Genomic DNA, 20,061 nt, shown 5'->3' with positions numbered 1-20,061 from the left:
CACGCTTGTCATCATCTCAGCCCTAACGCGCTTTGAGCGGTAAAAGCGGTGAAGAACGATAACAATCGATGACAAGCGAAAATGATGACAAAAAAAAGACAAAGCTTATTATCGTCTCAGCTCTAACACGCTTGTCATCGTCTCAGCCTTAATCGCTTGTCACCGTCTCAGCTTTAACCGCTTGCCACCGCTTGTTATCATCTCAGCTCTAACACGCTTGTCATCATCTCAGCCCCAACGCGCTTGTCATCATCTCAGCTCTAACGCGCTTGCTATCATCTCAGCCCCAACACGCTTGTTATCGTCTTAGCTCTTTAGCGATATGCTCTGCTTGCGCCTGTGACATTTCAGGGTTTGTTGACTCAACCATTACGCGGATAAGCGGTTCGGTGCCCGATTTACGTAACAATACTCGACCGTTTTCGGCTAGTACGGCTTCGGCTTCTATCACCGCTTGTTTTACGGCTTCTGACGCTAAGATTTCATCAGCGTTATTAGCGGTTAGCCGAACATTGAGGAGTACTTGAGGTAACTTTTTCATACCCGATACTATCTCAGCTAATGACTGGCCAGACTGTAATACTGCTTGTAGTACTAATAATGACGCCACAACAGCATCGCCAGTAGAGGCATGGTCAAGGTGTAAAATATGGCCAGAACCTTCGCCGCCAATGCGCCAGCCAGTGGCTTTTAATTGCTCAACCACATAACGGTCACCGACTTTGGCGCGTTTAAACGGGATATCCATTTCTTTTAACGCAATCTCAAGGCCGAGATTCGACATTAATGTACCAACAACACCGCCACTTAGTGTGCCTTGTTGCTTGGCTGTTTTGGCCAGAATATACAAAATTTGATCGCCGTCCACTACATGGCCATTGTGATCAACAAACATCACCCGGTCAGCGTCGCCGTCCATCGCAATGCCTAAGTCAGCTTCATGTACCATAACCGCTGTTTGTAAACTGTCTAAATGGGTCGCGCCGCAATGGTCATTAATATTGGTGCCATTAGGTTTGTCATTAATGCTAATCACCTCAGCACCTAACTCACGATATACATTCGGCGCAATATGATACGCCGCACCGTTAGCACTATCGACGACAATTTTAAGGCCTGCTAAGGTTAAATCTTTAGCAAACACCCCTTTGCAGAACTCAATGTAACGACCCGCTGCATCAGTAATCCGGCGGACTTTACCTAACAATTCAGATGAAACACATTCCATCGCATTATGATTAAGGGCTTGATCTAACAATGCTTCAATTTCAAGCTCTTGCTCGTCATTAAGTTTAGTACCCGAATTAGAGAAAAATTTAATGCCATTATCATAAAACGGATTATGTGATGCACTAATAACAACACCAGCATCGGCACGGAATGTAGAGGCTAAATACGCAACTGCAGGGGTTGGCATAGGGCCAATTAATGCTACGTTAACACCAGCAGCAGATAAGCCCGCTTCAATCGCCGACTCCAACATATAACCGCTACTACGAGTATCCTTACCAATCAACACTTCTTGTGTACCGGTTGACGCTAATACTTTGCCTGCAGCCCAACCTAATTTCATAGCAAAATCAGGCGTAATAGGAAACGTCCCCACTTTTCCACGTACACCGTCGGTGCCAAAATACTTACGAGACATAAAAACTCCAAAATTAAATAATCGATAACGAGCGAAATAGCAGGTGACAAGCGATGAAAATTGAAAAAGCGTTAATAAGAGATAACAAGCGATGACAAGCAATGACAAGCGATGAAAGATAAAGATAAAATAACTTGTTACCTATCTTCTCGCTCGTTATCGCTTGTTACCATCTCAGCTCTAACCCGCTTGATATAGCCCGTCACCATCTCAGCTCTAACCCGCTTGATATCGCCCGTCACCATCTCAGCTCTAACCCGCTTGGTATCGCTTGTTACCGGCTTAATCTATCTTTCAGATAGATTATTGATCTAGGCAAAAAGCAAAAAGCAAAAAACCAACTAAATATAAGTTGGTTTTTAAATTATCAGTAAAAAATTACTGTTCGAGCAGAATTTTTTCAACACTTTTTTTGAAATCCGCGCCTAACTTAGCATCGCGTAGGCCATATTCCACAAAAGCATTCATATAACCCAATTTGTCACCACAATCATGTGACTTACCTGTCATGTTAAATGCTTCAACGGTATCTTGTTCAATTAGCATATCAATCGCGTCAGTTAACTGAATTTCATCACCAGCACCCGCTGGTGTTTTAGCCAATAAAGCCCAGATTTTCTCTGATAACACATAACGGCCAACAACCGCTAGATTAGACGGTGCTTCACCAATAGCAGGCTTTTCAACCATTCTTTTAATCTTAGCCGAATCACCTGGTGCTATCTCAACACCATTACAATCGGCTATACCGTATTTATTAACGTCACATTCAGGTACTGGTGCAACCATAATCTGGCTAGCAAAAGAGGCCTTATAACGGGCAATCATAGCCGCCAAATTTTCAGTTTTTTGGTTCGCAGTATATTCATCTAAAACAACATCTGGTAACACTACTGCAAACGGGCTATTACCAATACACGGGTAAGCACATAATACCGCATGACCTAAGCCTTTGGCCTCTCCTTGACGTACATGCATTATGGTCACGTCTTTAGGGCAAATAGCCTGCACCTCTTCAAGTAGCTGACGTTTTACGCGCTTCTCAAGTGTAGATTCAAGCTCGTATGATTTATCAAAGTGGTTTTCAATCGCATTTTTACTCGCATGAGTGACTAGCACGATTTCTTTAACACCGGCAGCCACACACTCATTGACGATATATTGAATAAGAGGCTTGTCCACTAACGGTAACATTTCTTTTGGGATGGCTTTGGTGGCAGGCAACATGCGAGTTCCCAAGCCTGCTACGGGGATAACAACTTTCATTTTAAATCCTTGTCAAAATAAGTGTAATATAAATTTAGACTTTGGCCAACCAGTGATTAGTGGAGTAATACTAAGGAAACTAAGAAGTCCTGAAAATCGAAAAATTAAGATACAAGGTTAATAACTTTCTTAGCAGCATCAGAATTTTTAGCTTTTTGCTGATAAACTAAATCGCAAATACCATCTGTCGGTGCAAAACCTGTAGGCGTCTTAAGTAAAATATCGCGAACGGCTTCATGATTAAACTGATGACAAGCTAAATCTAAACGATCTAAAATTAAAGAATACTCAGCCCATGTTAAATACAACTCATTTGCTGTCATGATGCGTTCATGTTCAGTGCCTGTAACATCATCACCAATCAGCAGTTCTTCGTATAACTTTTCACCTGGGCGCAACCCACTAAACTCGATAGCAATATCACCATCAGGATTATTATCACTACGTACTTCATAGCCACTTAGACGGATCATCTTTTGAGCTAAATCAACAATCTTGACCGAGTTACCCATATCTAACACAAAAACATCACCGCCCTTGCCCATAGCACCAGCTTGTATCACTAATTGCGATGCTTCTGGTATGGTCATAAAAAAGCGAGTGATATCAGGGTGCGTTACAGTAACAGGGCCGCCGTTAGCAATTTGGGTTCTAAACAACGGCACAACCGAGCCCGATGACCCAAGTACATTACCAAACCGCACCATACAAAACCGAGTTTGATTATTTTCGCGAGACAGCGCTTGCAGCACTAATTCCGCCATACGCTTAGTGGTGCCCATCACATTAGTTGGCCGCACTGCTTTATCAGTAGACACTAATACAAAGGTTTCAACCTTAGCCGCAATAGCTGCTCTAGCAGTATAAAGAGTACCAAAGACATTATTACGTACACCTTCTACCACATTATGTTCAACTAAAGGAACATGTTTATAAGCTGCTGCATGATAAACGGTTTGTACCCCAAAAGACTGCATAACCGCTTGTACACGATTCTCACGCTGCACGGAACCCAATAAAGGGAAAATATTAACGCTTAAGCCAAGCTCTTTCACCGTGGTATTTAACTCACGCTCTATGGCATATAAGGCAAATTCAGATAATTCAAATAAGATTAACTTTTTAGGCAACTGTTTTAAAATCTGTCGACATAACTCAGAGCCAATAGAACCACCCGCTCCAGTCACCATTACCACTTTATTTTTAATGTTGGCAGTCAACAGGTCTTCTCGTGGAGCTACTGCATCACGACCCAGTAAATCATCAATTTCAACTTCTTTAATATCAGTGTAAAGCTTAGAGCCATTAACCAAATCAGACATTGCCGGAATAGTTAATACCTGTACAGCAAGTGGTTCTAGGCGAGTCAATATCATTTGACGCTTAGCTCGGCTAGCACTAGGCATTGCAAGCAACACTTTGGTGGCTGCTTTCTGCTTAATCAGTTTACGAATAATAGAAGGGGAATGAACGTGTACTCCTTGAATCACAGTACCATGCAAAGACACATCATCATCAACAAAAGCGAATGGATAATACTCGTGGCTTTGCACCAATGACGTCAACAACTGCCTACCACTCACACCCGCGCCATAAATAATGACAGGTTCACCTACACGTTTCATCCCGGTGCCCACTAACGAACGCACTAATGCTCGGGAGCCTCCTACAAGCACAAGGGCAAAAGCAATATAAATTAATGGCACTGTTCTTGGGATATTTACATTAGTATAAAATGACACTAATATAAGTGAGAACGTTGAAAAAACAACGCCTCCTAAAATGGCCATAAAAGCTTGTAAACCCATATATCTTAAAACTGCACGATATAGCCCTAGTCTTGTAAATACAAATAAACTAAAAGGCACTACGGTAAACATAACAGCCCAGTTAGCACTGTTACTTAATACATTAATATCATCTAGACGGACTAATAAGGCACAAAAAAAAGCAAAGAATAAAAAAAGTGAATCAATAAAAAGGCTCACCATACGCTTCTGAGGACGAGGTAAAGAGAAAATACGTTGCAAAAAATCCATCTTGTGCTCCAAATTAATAACATTCGTAATAATAAAATCTTATCTACATTAAAAAGGCTGTCTAACCAGTAAAAACATCGAGTTTAACACGAGTGTACATTATTGATAAAAGTTATGTGATATTGAAAAGACAAAATCAGCTTAATATTTAATAAGATATTGACTGAATTATGCTTCGTAATGAAACACAAAAGACATTAGAATACGCTGAGACAATTTACCTAGTAACTTGAATATATTTAGAAGAAACTATCATAAAAATGTCAAACCAATGCATTATCAAGTATACAAGATAGATATAATTATTTTACAGCATCACCTGAACCACTACCTGTAACCGTCATTAAGATATACTTGAAGTAGTTTTGAATAGTCAACGTATCTATCATCTTTCGGTCTGTTTCAGCAAGAAGTTTTGGTGTCGACATATCAATATTCTGTACCTGAGCTAGCCCAGTTACCCCTGGTAGTACGTTATAAACACCTAACGCACCACGTTCTTTAATCAACTCTTTTTGGTTAAAAAGGTTAGGCCGAGGACCTACTAGGCTCATATCACCTTTAAGCACATTGATAAGTTGAGGTAACTCATCAATTTTCGTTTTTCGTAGAAAGCTACCTAACTTGGTAATAGACGAATTACTTGCTAAATGACTTGCCACGGATTTAGTCTCAACCGACATAGAGCGGAACTTAATTAGCTTAAACTGTTTTTGATTTTTCCCTACTCGTGTTTGGATAAAAATTGGTGAACCAGTGTCGAAAAAGCCAATAATGGTGACGATAAGCAAAATAGGCCAAAGCAAAAATAAGCCGAAAAAAGCAGCCAGAAAGTCAATCAATCGGATCATATAATATTACTCTATTTTTCTTGTTTAAGGAAAGTCATTGACTCTTTCATTGTATAAGGTGGGGTCCAATCTAAGATCTCAATCAAACATGATGAATCGACCTGTAAATTACCAACTAATTGTTCGATCATCGATGATTTCCCAATTAGCTTACCAACTAATCGCATCAAACTTGCAGGAATAGGTAACTGGAATAAACGAACACCCAATCCACGAGCTATTGCATTTGTAAATTGTTTAGTTGAAACAGACTCATTCTCAGCTGCTAAGAAAGTATGACCTCCTGCATTTGGATGTTTAACGCATGTTATCAATAAATCAGCCAAGTTATGAACAGAAATAAAATCACGCCTATTATTAATTAAGCCGAAAGGTAAACAATGGAATTTGTTAATTAAATTTGTCAATAAACCAAAATTACCTGGAGCATTAGCTCCATAAACTAACGTCGGGCGTATTATGACAATTTCTAATCCTGTTTCATCAGATAATTTCTTTAATGCTAATTCTGTATCGAGTTTTGATTGTGTATAAAAATTATGGGGAAAAGGATCAGAAACTAAAGAAAATGGTTGTTCCAATGTAAAGCTACCATTAACACCTATTGAACTAATGTAAATGAATCTTTTTACACCTGCTTTTACTGCCTCATTAGCTAAATGAATAGTTCCATCTACATTAATTCTCCGTAAATCACTTTCGGTGAAACTGCTTGAGTGCGCCAAACCGGCTAGATGTATAACAGAATCACAATCATCAAATGCACCATCCCAAACAGTATATCCATCAATCTTACTTACAATAAAATTATCATCAAATTCTTTAAAGTTTCCAATTCTTGATACGCAACGGAATTTTTCATTTTTTAAAGAAATTAGATTACGTCCTATAAAACCTGAAGCACCAGTTAGTAAAATACTCATTGAACAACCTATGAAAAGTAAAAGTCTCCCAAATTTGAGAAAGAGACAACATTAATGAATAAAGAAGAAAATAAAATATATTGATGTAAATATAAAATTACTAAAAACCAAGCCAGAGATCTAGAATCATCTATAAAAAGCTTCAAAAATAACATTCTACAACAAAAAACTAGATTCCAATGTTAACAATTACTTACAAACCTTTCATTCTTAACGAGTCGATAAATCTCAATGTAAGTAAAACTAAGTTTTCAGCTTTCCCTATACTTGTAGATTCAGCATAACATCGAATTTCAGGAGCATTACCTGAAGGTCTTAGATGTATAACATCTTCATTCTCAAGTGTAACTCTCAATCCATCGATGAAATTTACATCCCTAACTGCAATGTTCTCAAGTCCCAATTCAACAAGTAATAAGCTAGGATTCAGCTTGAAACAATTAATTAATTGATAACTTTTTTCTGAAGAGAAATTTTGAATTCTATCACTGTGTGTAAATCGATTAGGTAATTCATTTACAATTTTAGATATAGTTTTATTCTTATCTTTTGATAATGAGAACAACATTAGTGCAGGTAATAGGGCGTCACGAGTAGGTAAAGCTTTTAAAAGATGTCCATTAATTAAGATGTCACTTCCTAGGATGTAACCACCATTAGCCTCAAAACCAGCAAATGTTGAATAATGGGTTGCCAACTGAGAAAATGTACTAATAACATAGGGAGAGCCAATTTTAGTGCGCTCAACATGTTTAAAACTATTTATAACTTCAATTAAAGTATTACAATTTACAGGAACAGCTAATGCTTCAACGTGTAACACTTTAGAGCATAAAATACCAAGAATATCACCACGAAGCCATACACCATCTTCATCAGCAACTAAAGGTCTATCTCCATCACCATCAGTTGAAAATATAGCGTCTAAATTATATTCTCTAGACCATATGATTGCTTTTAGTTTGTCAGTTTCAGAGACAGCTTCAGTATCGATTGGTACAAATTGCTCACTACGTTCCAAACTAATTACTTCTGCACCAAGTTTGGTGAATAAATTAGCATATAAATCACGTCCTGCACTCGAATGTTCATAAATACCAATTTTTTTACCGCTTAATAATGAAGTACTAAATAGATCGGTATAACGATTAATATAAGCATTTGATGCATAAGAGCTAACTTTAAGAGAAGAACCATTAATTGGTATATTTATACTCTCAAACCTTGCATTGATACTCAAAATATCATGCTCGTCGAGTTTACTTATCTCGCCATCTGGTCTGTAAAATTTTAAACCATTTCGATCAAACGGAATATGGCTTCCAGTAACCATAATGCACGGAATATTATCTTGCATAGATACATATGCTAGTGCTGGGGTTGGAACAACACCATAATAAATCGCCTCAATGTTTAGTTGTGATAAAGCTTGAATACAAGATTCAGCAATATCAGGACTACTAGGTCTATTATCAATGCCAATTGCTATACAATCAAATTTAAATTGACTTCGCATACACGCAACAAAAGCATGAGTAAAAGCCGCACAGAGATTTGAAGAAAATTGCGAGACTAATCCTCTGGCTCCACTGGTTCCAAATTTAACATCTGAACTTCGGATAACTTCTGAACTAATTAACATAACACAACCACTTACTAAAGAAGTAACAATAAAAAAGATTTAAATCTATAAATCTATAAATACAATATGAACATATGATTACGAAATTTTAAACTCTACCATATCTATCTTCAAACCGAACAATATCATCTTCTCCTAAATAACTACCAGTTTGGACTTCAATGAGTTCTAGCTCTAAAACTCCTGGATTTTCAAGAGCGTGAATAACACCAGAAGGAATATAAGTTGATTGGTTTTCTGTAAGTAAAAATGTTTTATCACCATTAGTAACCTTGGCTGTACCTGATACTACTATCCAATGCTCTGCACGATGATGATGCATTTGAATAGATAGTTTCTGACCTGGTTTTACAGTAATTCGTTTTACTTGGTCACGATGACCGAAATCGATTGAATCATAGTGACCCCAAGGACGATAAACTTGTCGATGAATATCAGCTTCAGATCTATCAAGCATCTTAATTTGTTCAACAATTTTTTTTACATCCTGAACTGAATCCTTGTTAGCAACCAAAACTGCATCTTTTGTTTCAATAACAATACAGTTATCAAGACCAACGGTAGCAACTAACTTTTGCTCAGATATAACAAGATTATTTTGAGAATTATGACTGAGTACATCACCTCGATGTACATTTCCCTGTTCATCTTTATCGCTAACATCCCATATCGCAGAAAAACTACCAATATCATTCCAATTTACATCCAATGGAACAACAACAACAGAACTAGAGTCATTAGACTTACAAAGAGGTTCCATGACAGCATAATCGATAGATTGATCATCGCATAGCTCAAAATCATTAATATTGATCCTAAGGAAATCCATATCTGAAGATGCCCCATGAAAAGAGGTTTTACATACTTCATAGATATCAGGTCTAAATTTTTTTAACTCTTCAAGGTAACGAGATGCTTTGAACATGAACATACCTGAATTCCACAAATACTCACCTGAATCGAGATAAGTTTTAGCAGTGTCAATGTCAGGTTTCTCAATAAAACTTTGTACAGTAAAACCTTCACTATTAAACATTAAAGGTAAATCTATAGATACTTTATCGCCAACCTTAATATATCCATATCCAGTTTCAGGATGTGAAGGTACGATACCAAAAGTCACTAATTTTCCTAAATTAGCTAATGGAAGGGATTCATTAATAATTTTCAGAAATTCAGAATTATTACTTATCAAATGATCGGCAGGTAAAACCAACATAACCCCATCATTACTTTGTTCAATTAATGATAATGCAGCTAAAGCAATTGCTGGAGCAGTATTACGACCAACAGGTTCTAATATAATTGGACCTAAAGAATTAATCTCTTGCATCTGCTCTGCCACGATAAAACGATGCTCTTCGTTGCAAATACAAATTGGAGATTGGGAAGATAACGAGTTTAATCGTAAAACTGTTTCTTGTAGCATGGTATTTTTAGAAGTAACTTTTAAAAATTGTTTCGGCATCAATTTGCGAGATAAAGGCCACAATCTGCTCCCAGTACCTCCAGCTAAAATTACAGGTAAAATCATTTCACTCTCACTTTATTTAAAATTTAGAAATATATTTTTTGAATTGCAACAGACTACACTCTTCGGAATGTGTTGATAAAAACCTATTACGTGAATTAGCAATATAAAACTGATGATTATTCAAAATATCCATACAAGATTTTGCAAATTGATGGTGATCCAAATGTTTAACGAGCTGGCCTGTTTTATTTACTACAATATCCTCTGATAAATTTCCAACATTATAAGCAACGACTGGAACGCCAAACATATATGACAAAACAGTTACTCCGCTCTGTGTGGCTGAATCATAAGGTAGTAATGAAACTGAAGCATGTGAAAAAAGGGTTATCAAGTATTCATCTTCAATAAACTGATTAATTACTTCCACGCCTTCAAAAGAAGATAGTTCATTTATATGTTCGCTAAACCCAGAACCTGCAATAATGATTTTATTTGTAATACCTAGCTTTCTTAATGCCGGTATTATGTTAAGTAAATTCCCAATACCCTTATATGGTTCAAATCGACCAAAAAAAAGAAGAGGACCTGAATTCAACTTAGAAAGTAGGTCATCATTATTTGAAATGTCAATGAAACCTGCTAATTTCTGTTTGATTATAGGACACGAATTAAAATCAGAAACTTCAGAAAAAACAATTATTTCATCAGATAAAATGGTTTTTACACAAAAGTTATAAAGTTTAGTAACAATTTTATTTTTACCTGGATGTGGAATCCAATCATGTATTGTGAATACAAGCTTTTTACCAAAAATCTTTAGCAAGAAAGCTAGAGGTATATTAGATATATGCGCATTGTCAAAAATAACAGTTTTGACAGATTTCTTTACACAGATAAACAAAACATAAAAACTAAGAAAAAGATCAATAATAAAAAAAAAGTCACCTGCACTTTTTTTTGTATAACTACTTATTCTTACTTTCCTGTCAGTAGTTAAATTCTTATTTTTAAAATAAACAACATTATCAACCCCTAATTTAGAAAGAAAAAAATCTGAAACACCAGGATTGAAACTATTAGATATAAGTGCAACCTTAGAAATCATTTACAACTCCAGAAAAATCAAAGAACAGCATCTGTATAGCAATATTTCACAATATAAATATTATTTCCAAGAAAACCTAGAACGTTGTTCTAGGACAAAACGAAAAAACACGCTTGTAAAGGAGAGTGGAAAACAAAGGAATCTTGGCAAATTATATCTCTTATTAAACAACAAATTCAATCCAGAAAAATAGTATGTATACTTTTTCCAAGGAATAGATTTATTAGTAGAAGCACCACCAATATGTACTACTTCTACTGAAGGTAAATTAAAAATTTTTAATTTAGAACTTTCAGCTTTAAATGCAAATAAATCCTCTTCAATATATAAAAATGTGTCGGGATAAAAATAATCAGAAAAACCCTTAACATTAGATACCGGAATGACAAAACAAGCACCATGAAATCGGTATATGGATTTGTAATCCATATATGACTCAACTTTAAAATCCTTATACCTAGTTATAGCGGGTAAAATAACTCCCAAAAAAGAAGGTTTATTGTAATACGGTGTTAGACCTTTAATACGAACAGCAAAAGCTGCTGATAAATGATAATTATTTAACTTGGAATACACAGTAAGATCTTTTTTTAACTCATTTACAAAACTGTCATGTAATATTATATCAGGATTGCAAATTACTATGTGAGAAGAACTATCAGATTCTGCTTGTTTAATACCTAAGTTATTACCTTTCGCATAACCGAGATTACTATTGGGATAAAGTATATTAACATTGTGAAAAATATCAGTTTCATGAAAATCAAATTTTTCTAAAGAGTTATTGACTATTATACTATTAAATTCAACATGTGGAGAAATCAATTTCATTCTTTCAATTCTAAGAAGATTAGAAATAATCAATTCAGAACTAAAATAATTAACAAAAACAAAAGATATCTTTTCTATTATCACTGTTTTTTTATCCTTAAAAACATCCCAATAAATGATTTTACTCTTTTCAGATATGATAACTTATAAGCAGACTTATAACCTGTAGTCTTTGGTATATCAACACCTTTTAATTTAGCTGCATAACCTCGTTCTTTAAAGCTCAAACGTCGATTAACTTGTAACGGTTGCCTTAGAATAAGACCTTTTTCCAAATCTTCAACATAATTGCAAACAATAGCAGAAGTAGCCATGCAAGAATTTATTATATTAAGGCCTAATTCACTTCGCGCCAACAAAAGAGATTTCCCTGGTTTATCATCAAATAGTGGATAACCTTTATCATCTGTATCCCAGTAATCGGCGCAGACAATATCAGCACTCATGCCTACACCATCAGGACAGAGTTTACATACTAAAGGTAAAGTTCTATTTAATCCATTCCCCCAAGAATTATCATAAGAAGTTTCAAATATACCATTCTGAGTCTTGGCTATAAATTTCCCAGGCCATCCTTCTCCTCTATAGTTAATACTTATAATGTCAGATGTAGAATTAACATTACCACCCAAATTATTAATGACATCTAGTGTACCTTTATAACTAGGCAAACCTGCACAAAAAAAAGAGATAAATATGTGTTTATTAGTATATCCATTCTGGATTAAAGCAGATTTTAATGCGCTTATTTCACAAGGCTTACCGATAATAGCAAGATCACCATCAAACGATAGTAATTCATGAATATTTAATAATGTAGGAGTTGGACAATATTTTGAGCCAGCAGAATAAACTAAGTCATTCGCATTAGTAAATAATCTAGGTAAAAAATGGATACCGCTGCCAACACCAATAGTATAGACGCCATTAACAATGCCTCTTTTTAATAAATCAGCAGCTATAGCAGTAATAGTACCACCAGAGGAACCTTTATTTCTTATTTCAGCATCTGTTGAATAAGATTCAAATGCAGCGTCAACCTTTCCAAATAAACCATTAGAATCGTTATGATTATGTCTACTAACTCCTGGACAAAATTTAAAAAAATCTTTAGCTTTGTCATTTAGATTATCAGGTATCAATCTTGAACTTTCACTAATTTTCATTGATTCAGCACACAAACCACAACCTACACACAAATCAGATTTAATTATGCTGTCTACTTCAAAAGACTTATTTTTTATATTCATTCACATTTACCAGTTCAGACAAAGTATTCCTATAGTCATTAATTTTAACATTTGCTAGTTTAAGTGATTTAGGAACCATTTCTCTTGCATTAGTATTTTTAATTATATTAACTATACTTTCAATTATTTCATCAGAATTATTTATTTTAGGATCTTGAACAAAATCATATCCTAAAGATCCAAAGACGCCTTTAAACTTTCTGCTATAAGAAATTGGTATTACAGGCACACCAGATGAGAAAGCTCCAATTGCAGCATGCATTCTTGCTGCAATAACAAAATCTAACTGAGACATATCAGTTTTCGCTTCAATTGGTGTGTTGTATAGAATTGGTTTAGCTAAGTTGTACTTATTAGCAAGCTCATTACTTATAACAAAATCGTTCTCAAGAGGTAAATGATTCGGGGTAACATGAGGAATCAATTTTATATTAACCCCTTCAAACTTTAACCTTTCTATTAATCTTTCAGTGAATTCTTTATAATTAATTTTAAGTCCAAATTGATTATTTTGATTATAACCACCAGAATATAACAAACCAGATACATTTAGACCTACTGTAACATTTTCAAATTTATTATCTAATTTCTTGAATGGTAAATGGAATGCAACGTCTGTAGTTAAGTCATGTTCAATATTTCTACTTTGTAAGTATTTAGAAGAAAGGTCATCTCTGACAAAAATTTTATAAGCTTTTCTCATACAAAAATCAGACAACAATTTCCCTACTTTAGTATCAAAAGGACCAATAGTCTGTGGAGAAAGTATAAGCCTCGTCTTTGAGTTGATAACATGCATTTTAGAGACCGTCATATTTAACAATCTTTTAAATCCATATAAGTCAGTAAAACTATCACCCTCTCCAATATCAAAGACATAACTATATTTACTAAACAGATCAGTACTCTTTAAAGTTAATTTTCTAAAAAGCAAATCTTTTAACGAATACCTTACAACATTGATATTACAATTTAAATCTTTACTCAATTCATCAACAATACTCAAACTCTTTTGACCTGAAGTACCTATAAAATCATATGTAATATTAGTAATATTCTTTTCAGTCAAAACTTCATTTATTATAATAAGATTGGCAATAGCTAATGCACTAACACCTAAATTATCTGAGTTTGGAGTATGCCAAAGCAAACCTATATTCATAATTTTAAAACCCTATGTTTGAAGAAAATTAAAGAAAAAAGTCCAGACATGAGGTAAACAGCTTTTTGATTCCAAAAAATATACCCCCCCATTGAATCTATTAGAATTAGCAATAAAACAATAGCCAAGAAGTCTTTCTTAAGGAATCTATTAAGTACAATTAATAAATATGGTATAAAGAAAAAAATTGCCAACCCATATTTAAAATAAAATTGCAATATGATATTATGTGTATGACTATCCCAACCATACTTACCCATTTCAGATTGAATTAACCAATCACTTAGACCTATGCCTCCAGGGAACTTAAGGAACATGCTATAAACTTGTTGCCACATTTCGAAGCGACCATCTTCTGCAAATGATTCCTCACCGCTCAGTAAAAAAATTAATCTATCTGCTAAAGAAAAACCAAGACCGGATAAAAAAGTTAACACCTCAATAACATATATAGACACAAGAATGACTAATAAAAAAAACAGAAATGATACAATGACTTTTATATTTGTTGTTTTCTTAAAAAAAACAAAATAAATAAACCCAATACTTATTAAATATATTAACGACCTTCTTGAACCAGTTAGAAAAACACCGATAGAAAGTACAAAAAACAGAAACATCACAAAAAATTTGTTTAGATTAATTTTATTAAAATATGTAAAATTAATCAGAACCATAATGCATACAATATAATAAATAGAGCTTACATGAGGGCCCATACCGAATGCATTTATTCTCCCCCCCATTATTCCACTATATCCAAATCCCCATGCCATAATAGAAGTAAAAACCAATGCCAAACCTGAAACAAGAAAAACAAATAGTAATTTAAATTCATTAATTAAATTAAGCTTTAACAAAGTGTAAATAATAATATATAAGGCAAGAAATCTAAAAGTGTAGATTAAACCATCAAAGTAAACATTAATGTGAAAACCATTATAAAGAAGTAAAAACAAGCCAGACAGAGAAGCAATAACAACACATAAAATTTCTATATTAGATATAGAGCCAATTATTTTCATCGGAAAAGTAACAAACAAAATAAAAAGTGTACACAACAAAACCAAATCAAAAAAATTGAAATTAGCAATCCATAATACATACCGTATATGTTCAGGTTGTTTTAGTGTAAATAAACTAAATTCATTTTGAACAAGTGCTGGAGAGAACAAAAATATAAATAAAAAAAATATAAATAAACTAGTTATTGTTTTCATAATATCGCCTTACCAAGTCATAAGTTATAACAGAAAGCATTGTAATAGCAATAACGATATGAACTTCTACAACTACATTAGCAACATATAAAACCATATTTGTAGCTTCAACAAAATATAGGTTAATCAACATATAAAAAAGGCCAGAAACAGTGCATATAATTCGATATACATTACTCATATAACTGGTTAAATATGCAGAAGATATACCTATAACATGCCTTAGACATACGATTATAGTAAAAATAAATGTAAGTTCGTTTGCGTTTTTATAATTTTCATTCAAAATAAATCCAGAAATTATAGGAAAAGCAAAATAATATAATATCCCGACCGCAATAGATAAGATAACAGCTATCGAAAACCCCTCAAACGTTCTTTTCCTAACATCATTAAATGAATTTTGCTTCTGTGAAAACTTAACTACAAACACTTGAGATAATGTATTTGAAGTAATACAAATAGCCAGCATAATTTGAGATGCTAGCTGGTAAAATGTTATTTCCGAACTATCAAGAAAATAACCTAGGTATAAAATATCAATGGATACATAAATAACACCTAAAGCAACAATTAGAAAATATGTAAAGCCATAATTAAATTGCAACAAGACTTGCTTTAAATTCATAAAAATCGGAAGATTAAATGCTTCTAAATCAATCCTGTTAATTAAATAAATATAAAATAATACTCTAGAAAAAAGCAATGATATTGAAAATATAAGTAAATCTTCAAATATAAACAATGAAATACATGATAAAACTAATAATGTCAGGTTGTTTTTTATTATAAATTTCGACTCACCAAAAAACTCACCTTTACCTCTTAACTCCATTAAATGAAAGTTAGTGAATGAATTCATAATAATTGATGAAAAAACAAATAAAAAAGTCATTGAATCATATGGGTAAATATCACAAAATATTATAATTAAAAAAACTAAGAAGCAAACAATAGTTAACCACAACTTCAATGCTAAAGTCGAACCATGATTAACTTTTTCTTTAGCTATTGCTACGGGATGACTTAGATTAAAACCATATTCACAAATAATTGAAAGAGTCAAAGAAAATGTCATTGCATACAAAAACTCTCCGACAGCTTTATCACCTAAAACCTTTGTAACAACAAAAATTAAAAGTAAATTAGCTAAGTTTTTAAAAGAAAATCCTAACAAGCTTTTTACAAAATCCGTCACTTTAAAAAACTCATCAAAGACATTCCATTTTTATCTTTTATCGACATTTGAGGTTCTATCGCAATAGGCCAATTAATGCCAAGAGAAGCATCGTTCCATTTAATTGAAATTTCAGAAGTTGGATCATAATAATTTGTACACTTATAAACAAATTCAGCTTCTTCACTTGTAACGTAAAAACCGTGTGCAAAGCCTTCAGGTACCCATAATTGACGTTTATTTTCCGCGGATAGATATACGCCGACCCATTGACCAAATGTTGAAGACCCTTTGCGTATATCTACCGCAACATCAAATACCTCACCAGACACGACACGGACAAGTTTGCCTTGAGTGTTGACGCTCTGATAATGTAATCCGCGTAAGATTCCTTGCTTGGACTTTGAGTGATTGTCCTGCACAAAATTTGTTTCTTTACCTGTTACAAGTTCTTCAAACTTTTGCTGACTCCACGTTTCCATAAAGAAACCACGTTCATCCCCAAAGACTGCTGGCTCGATGATTTTAACGTCCGCAATGGTTGTATCAATGACTTTCATTTATGAATACTCTTTAATTCGCACTAACGCTGCTTGCCAGTCGCTCTGCATAATGCCAAATGTATTATGGATCTTGTCACAATTTAAACGTGAGTTTGCAGGGCGTTTAGCTGGTGTTGGATAGTCTAGTGTTGTTATTGGATTAACTTGAATAGGTTTGACGAGTACGTTTTGATCCAATGCTATTTCAAATATTCTTTCAGCAAAAGTATGCCAATTGACATGAGGGAAGCCAGAAAAATGATAGATACCATAAGCATGACTATTACGCGCAATCTGCTTTGAGATTACGAGTATGGCGTTTGCTATATCACCCGCATAAGTAGGGCCACCAAACTGATCAGCTACAACACCCAACGTATCTCTCGTTTTAGCAAGGCGTAGCATGGATTTAACAAAGTTATTACCGTGTTCACCAAATACCCATGCTGTTCTTAATATAATATGTTTAGGACATGCCTGAGCAACCGCGTGTTCACCAGCTAACTTACTCCGACCGTACTCACCTTGAGGTGACGTCACATCAGACTCAGTATAGCTCTCAGCACTATCGCCATCGAACACATAATCGGTAGATATATGAATGATAGCTGCATTGATTTTATTTGCCGCTAGCGCAAGATTTTGTGGCCCGTATCTGTTGATAGCGAAGGCTAATTCACTTTCTTGTTCAGCTTTATCTACAGTGGTATAAGCGGCAGCATTAATGATGATATTAGGCTGAAACTCGGTAACTATTTTATCAACTTGGATTGGGTCGGTGATATCGAGCTCTTCACGGTCTAATGCCAAAAAAGTTAGCTCGGTCTGTGCTTCGAGTAGATCGACTAAACAACGTCCTACTTGGCCATTTTTACCCGTTATTAATATTTTCATACTTAAGCTCCGTTTACTAAACGCTCCAAGTATTGACCATAGTTGTTCTTCATCATTGGCTTGGCCAATTCAGCGAGCTGCTCTGAGCTCAACCAACCATTACGCCACGCGATCTCTTCTAAGCAAGCCACTTTTAGGCCTTGTACATGTTCTATCGTTTGTACAAAAGAAGACGCTTCATGCAAGCTTTCATGAGTACCGGTATCTAACCAGGCAAAACCACGACCGAGTAACTCCACATTCAAGTTACCTTGATTCAAATACATTTCATTTAACGTGGTGATTTCTAATTCGCCGCGATGTGACGGCTTAACCTGCTTTGCCATTTCGACAACATTGTTGTCGTAGAAGTACAAACCAGTGACAGCATAATTTGATTTTGGCTTTGTTGGTTTTTCTTCTATCGATATCGCTTTCATATCTTTATCAAACTCAACCACACCAAATCTTTCTGGATCTTTGACTTGATAACCAAATACTGTGGCACCGTCTTCTCTATTTGCCGCATTCTTGAGGGTCTTACTAAAGGATTGACCGTAAAAAATATTATCACCCAAGACCAAACACACACTGTCTTTGCCGATAAATTCTTCACCAATCAGAAATGCTTGCGCGAGGCCATCGGGTGAAGGTTGAACGGCATACGTTAGATTGATCCCAAAATCAGAACCATCACCTAATAGACGCTTAAAACCCTCATTGTCTTCTGGCGTAGTAATAACCAATATATCTTGAATGCCTGCAAGCATTAATGTTGACAGTGGATAGTAGATCATTGGTTTGTCATATACTGGCAATAACTGTTTAGAGACACCTCTTGTGAGTGGGTATAAACGCGTTCCTGAACCGCCGGCTAAAATAATTCCTTTCATAAATCCTCAAACGTTATACGTTACACATGCCAAATTTACAAAAATACGCTATTAAGAATTAATGCCTAAGCGTTCACGTTGATAGCTGCCATCTTGGACATGTTGACACCATGTCTGGTTAGTTAAATACCATTCGATGGTTTTACGTAAACCGGTTTCAAATGTTTCTTCTGGCTGCCAGTTAAGCTCACGGTTCATTTTACTTGAGTCAATCGCATAACGACGGTCATGACCTGGACGGTCTGTTACGTAAGTGATCTGCTCAGCGTATAACGTGTCTTTAGGCACTAGGGCATCTAAAATACTGCAGATGGTCTGCACCACTTCAAGATTCTGCTTTTCGTTATGACCACCAATATTGTAGGTCTCACCTACTTTGCCACTTGTGACGACTTTATAGAGTGCCCGAGCATGGTCTTCAACATAGAGCCAATCACGAATTTGATCACCTTTGCCGTAGATAGGAAGTGCCTTCCCTTCTAGCGCATTGAGTATAACGAGTGGGATCAACTTTTCAGGGAAGTGATAAGGACCATAGTTATTGGAGCAGTTAGTCACCACAGTAGGCAAACCGTATGTGCGTAACCATGCTCTGACTAGATGATCGCTTGATGCTTTTGATGCAGAATAAGGGCTGCTTGGTGCATACGAGGTTGTTTCAGTAAATAACGGCAGTTCACCCTCTTGTTCATCAGGATGAGGTAAATCACCGTACACTTCATCTGTAGAGATGTGATGAAAGCGAAATGCTTTCTTGGCATCGGCTGATAAAGTATTCCAATACTCTCTCGTCGCTTCTAGCAAGGTGTAAGTACCCACAATGTTAGTTTGGATAAAATCTGATGGTCCAGTAATAGAACGGTCAACATGAGATTCAGCCGCGAGGTGCATCACAGCATTAGGTTGGTATTGCTTAAAGACGCGGTCTAATTCAGCACGGTCACAAATATCCACTTGCTCGAAAACATATCGATCACTTGACTCAATACTGACCAATGATTCAAGATTACCGGCATAGGTCAATTTATCAACATTAATGACACTATCTTGTGTATTATTGATGATATGACGAACAACTGCAGAGCCAATAAAGCCTGCACCACCTGTGACTAAAATTTTCAAAACATAATCCTTTAAATTGAATATCAGTTTTGAAACTTAA

At 35.2% G+C, this 20,061-nt stretch carries 17 protein-coding genes; all 17 read right to left on the bottom strand.

What is annotated here, in order from left to right; genetic code table 11:
- Positions 1-298: 298 nt before the first annotated feature.
- The 17 genes from glmM to rfbB all read right to left on the bottom strand — a co-directional run bounded on the left by glmM (position 299) and on the right by rfbB (position 20,021).
- A complete protein-coding gene (glmM, locus tag H5181_RS18780; protein WP_182751763.1) occupies positions 299-1,648 on the bottom strand; it encodes a phosphoglucosamine mutase in 1,350 nt (449 codons plus the stop codon).
- A gap of 378 nt (positions 1,649-2,026) precedes the next feature.
- Positions 2,027-2,914, bottom strand: a complete 888-nt coding sequence (gene galU, locus H5181_RS18775) for a UTP--glucose-1-phosphate uridylyltransferase GalU (RefSeq protein ID WP_182751762.1) — start codon at positions 2,912-2,914, stop codon at positions 2,027-2,029.
- 104 nt (positions 2,915-3,018) lie between these two features.
- Positions 3,019-4,953 (bottom strand): nucleoside-diphosphate sugar epimerase/dehydratase, encoded by a 1,935-nt coding sequence (locus H5181_RS18770; protein WP_182751761.1) that lies wholly within the window; start codon positions 4,951-4,953, stop codon positions 3,019-3,021.
- A 302-nt stretch (positions 4,954-5,255) separates the two neighbouring features.
- Positions 5,256-5,804, bottom strand: a complete 549-nt coding sequence (locus H5181_RS18765; RefSeq protein ID WP_182751760.1) for a sugar transferase — start codon at positions 5,802-5,804, stop codon at positions 5,256-5,258.
- Between the two features lie 11 nt (positions 5,805-5,815).
- Complete coding sequence (locus H5181_RS18760) at positions 5,816-6,727, bottom strand: NAD-dependent epimerase/dehydratase family protein (RefSeq protein WP_182751759.1); 912 nt, start codon at positions 6,725-6,727, stop codon at positions 5,816-5,818.
- Positions 6,728-6,920: 193 nt separating this feature from the next.
- Positions 6,921-8,369 carry a phosphomannomutase gene (locus H5181_RS18755; RefSeq protein WP_182751758.1) on the bottom strand — a complete coding sequence of 483 codons (1,449 nt, stop codon included), beginning with the start codon at positions 8,367-8,369 and terminating at the stop codon, positions 6,921-6,923.
- An 88-nt stretch (positions 8,370-8,457) separates the two neighbouring features.
- Positions 8,458-9,903: a mannose-1-phosphate guanylyltransferase/mannose-6-phosphate isomerase gene (locus H5181_RS18750; RefSeq protein WP_182751757.1), complete on the bottom strand. Its 1,446-nt coding sequence runs from the start codon at positions 9,901-9,903 to the stop codon at positions 8,458-8,460.
- A 16-nt stretch (positions 9,904-9,919) separates the two neighbouring features.
- A complete protein-coding gene (locus H5181_RS18745; RefSeq protein WP_182751756.1) occupies positions 9,920-10,951 on the bottom strand; it encodes a glycosyltransferase in 1,032 nt (343 codons plus the stop codon).
- A gap of 60 nt (positions 10,952-11,011) precedes the next feature.
- A complete protein-coding gene (locus H5181_RS18740; RefSeq protein WP_182751755.1) occupies positions 11,012-11,866 on the bottom strand; it encodes a glycosyltransferase family 2 protein in 855 nt (284 codons plus the stop codon).
- On the bottom strand, positions 11,863-13,032 hold the full coding sequence (locus tag H5181_RS18735; protein ID WP_182751754.1) for a Coenzyme F420 hydrogenase/dehydrogenase, beta subunit C-terminal domain: 1,170 nt from the start codon (positions 13,030-13,032) through the stop codon (positions 11,863-11,865). Before H5181_RS18735 ends, H5181_RS18740 begins: the two co-directional genes overlap by 4 nt.
- Positions 13,016-14,194 carry a polysaccharide pyruvyl transferase family protein gene (locus H5181_RS18730; protein ID WP_182751753.1) on the bottom strand — a complete coding sequence of 393 codons (1,179 nt, stop codon included), beginning with the start codon at positions 14,192-14,194 and terminating at the stop codon, positions 13,016-13,018. The genes H5181_RS18735 and H5181_RS18730 overlap by 17 nt, the downstream gene beginning before the upstream one ends.
- Positions 14,191-15,414, bottom strand: a complete 1,224-nt coding sequence (locus tag H5181_RS18725) for an O-antigen polymerase (RefSeq protein ID WP_182751752.1) — start codon at positions 15,412-15,414, stop codon at positions 14,191-14,193. Before H5181_RS18725 ends, H5181_RS18730 begins: the two co-directional genes overlap by 4 nt.
- Positions 15,398-16,612, bottom strand: coding sequence for an oligosaccharide flippase family protein (locus H5181_RS18720; RefSeq protein ID WP_182751751.1), 1,215 nt, complete (start codon positions 16,610-16,612; stop codon positions 15,398-15,400). The genes H5181_RS18725 and H5181_RS18720 overlap by 17 nt, the downstream gene beginning before the upstream one ends.
- Entirely contained in the window at positions 16,609-17,151 is a 543-nt protein-coding gene (gene rfbC / locus H5181_RS18715) for a dTDP-4-dehydrorhamnose 3,5-epimerase (protein WP_182751750.1), read from the bottom strand. Before rfbC ends, H5181_RS18720 begins: the two co-directional genes overlap by 4 nt.
- The gene (gene rfbD, locus H5181_RS18710) at positions 17,152-18,027 is read right to left on the bottom strand and encodes a dTDP-4-dehydrorhamnose reductase (protein ID WP_182751749.1); all 876 of its coding nucleotides are present in this window, start codon (positions 18,025-18,027) and stop codon (positions 17,152-17,154) included.
- Between the two features lie 2 nt (positions 18,028-18,029).
- The gene (gene rfbA, locus H5181_RS18705; RefSeq protein ID WP_182751748.1) at positions 18,030-18,899 is read right to left on the bottom strand and encodes a glucose-1-phosphate thymidylyltransferase RfbA; all 870 of its coding nucleotides are present in this window, start codon (positions 18,897-18,899) and stop codon (positions 18,030-18,032) included.
- Between the two features lie 51 nt (positions 18,900-18,950).
- A complete protein-coding gene (rfbB, locus tag H5181_RS18700; protein ID WP_182751747.1) occupies positions 18,951-20,021 on the bottom strand; it encodes a dTDP-glucose 4,6-dehydratase in 1,071 nt (356 codons plus the stop codon).
- Positions 20,022-20,061: the final 40 nt, after the last annotated feature.

Source organism: Shewanella sp. SG44-2 (assembly GCF_014164215.1).
Classification (GTDB): domain Bacteria; phylum Pseudomonadota; class Gammaproteobacteria; order Enterobacterales; family Shewanellaceae; genus Shewanella; species Shewanella frigidimarina.
The sequence above is the reverse complement of the archived record's forward strand: the minus strand, read 5'-3'. Positions and strand labels throughout refer to the sequence as shown.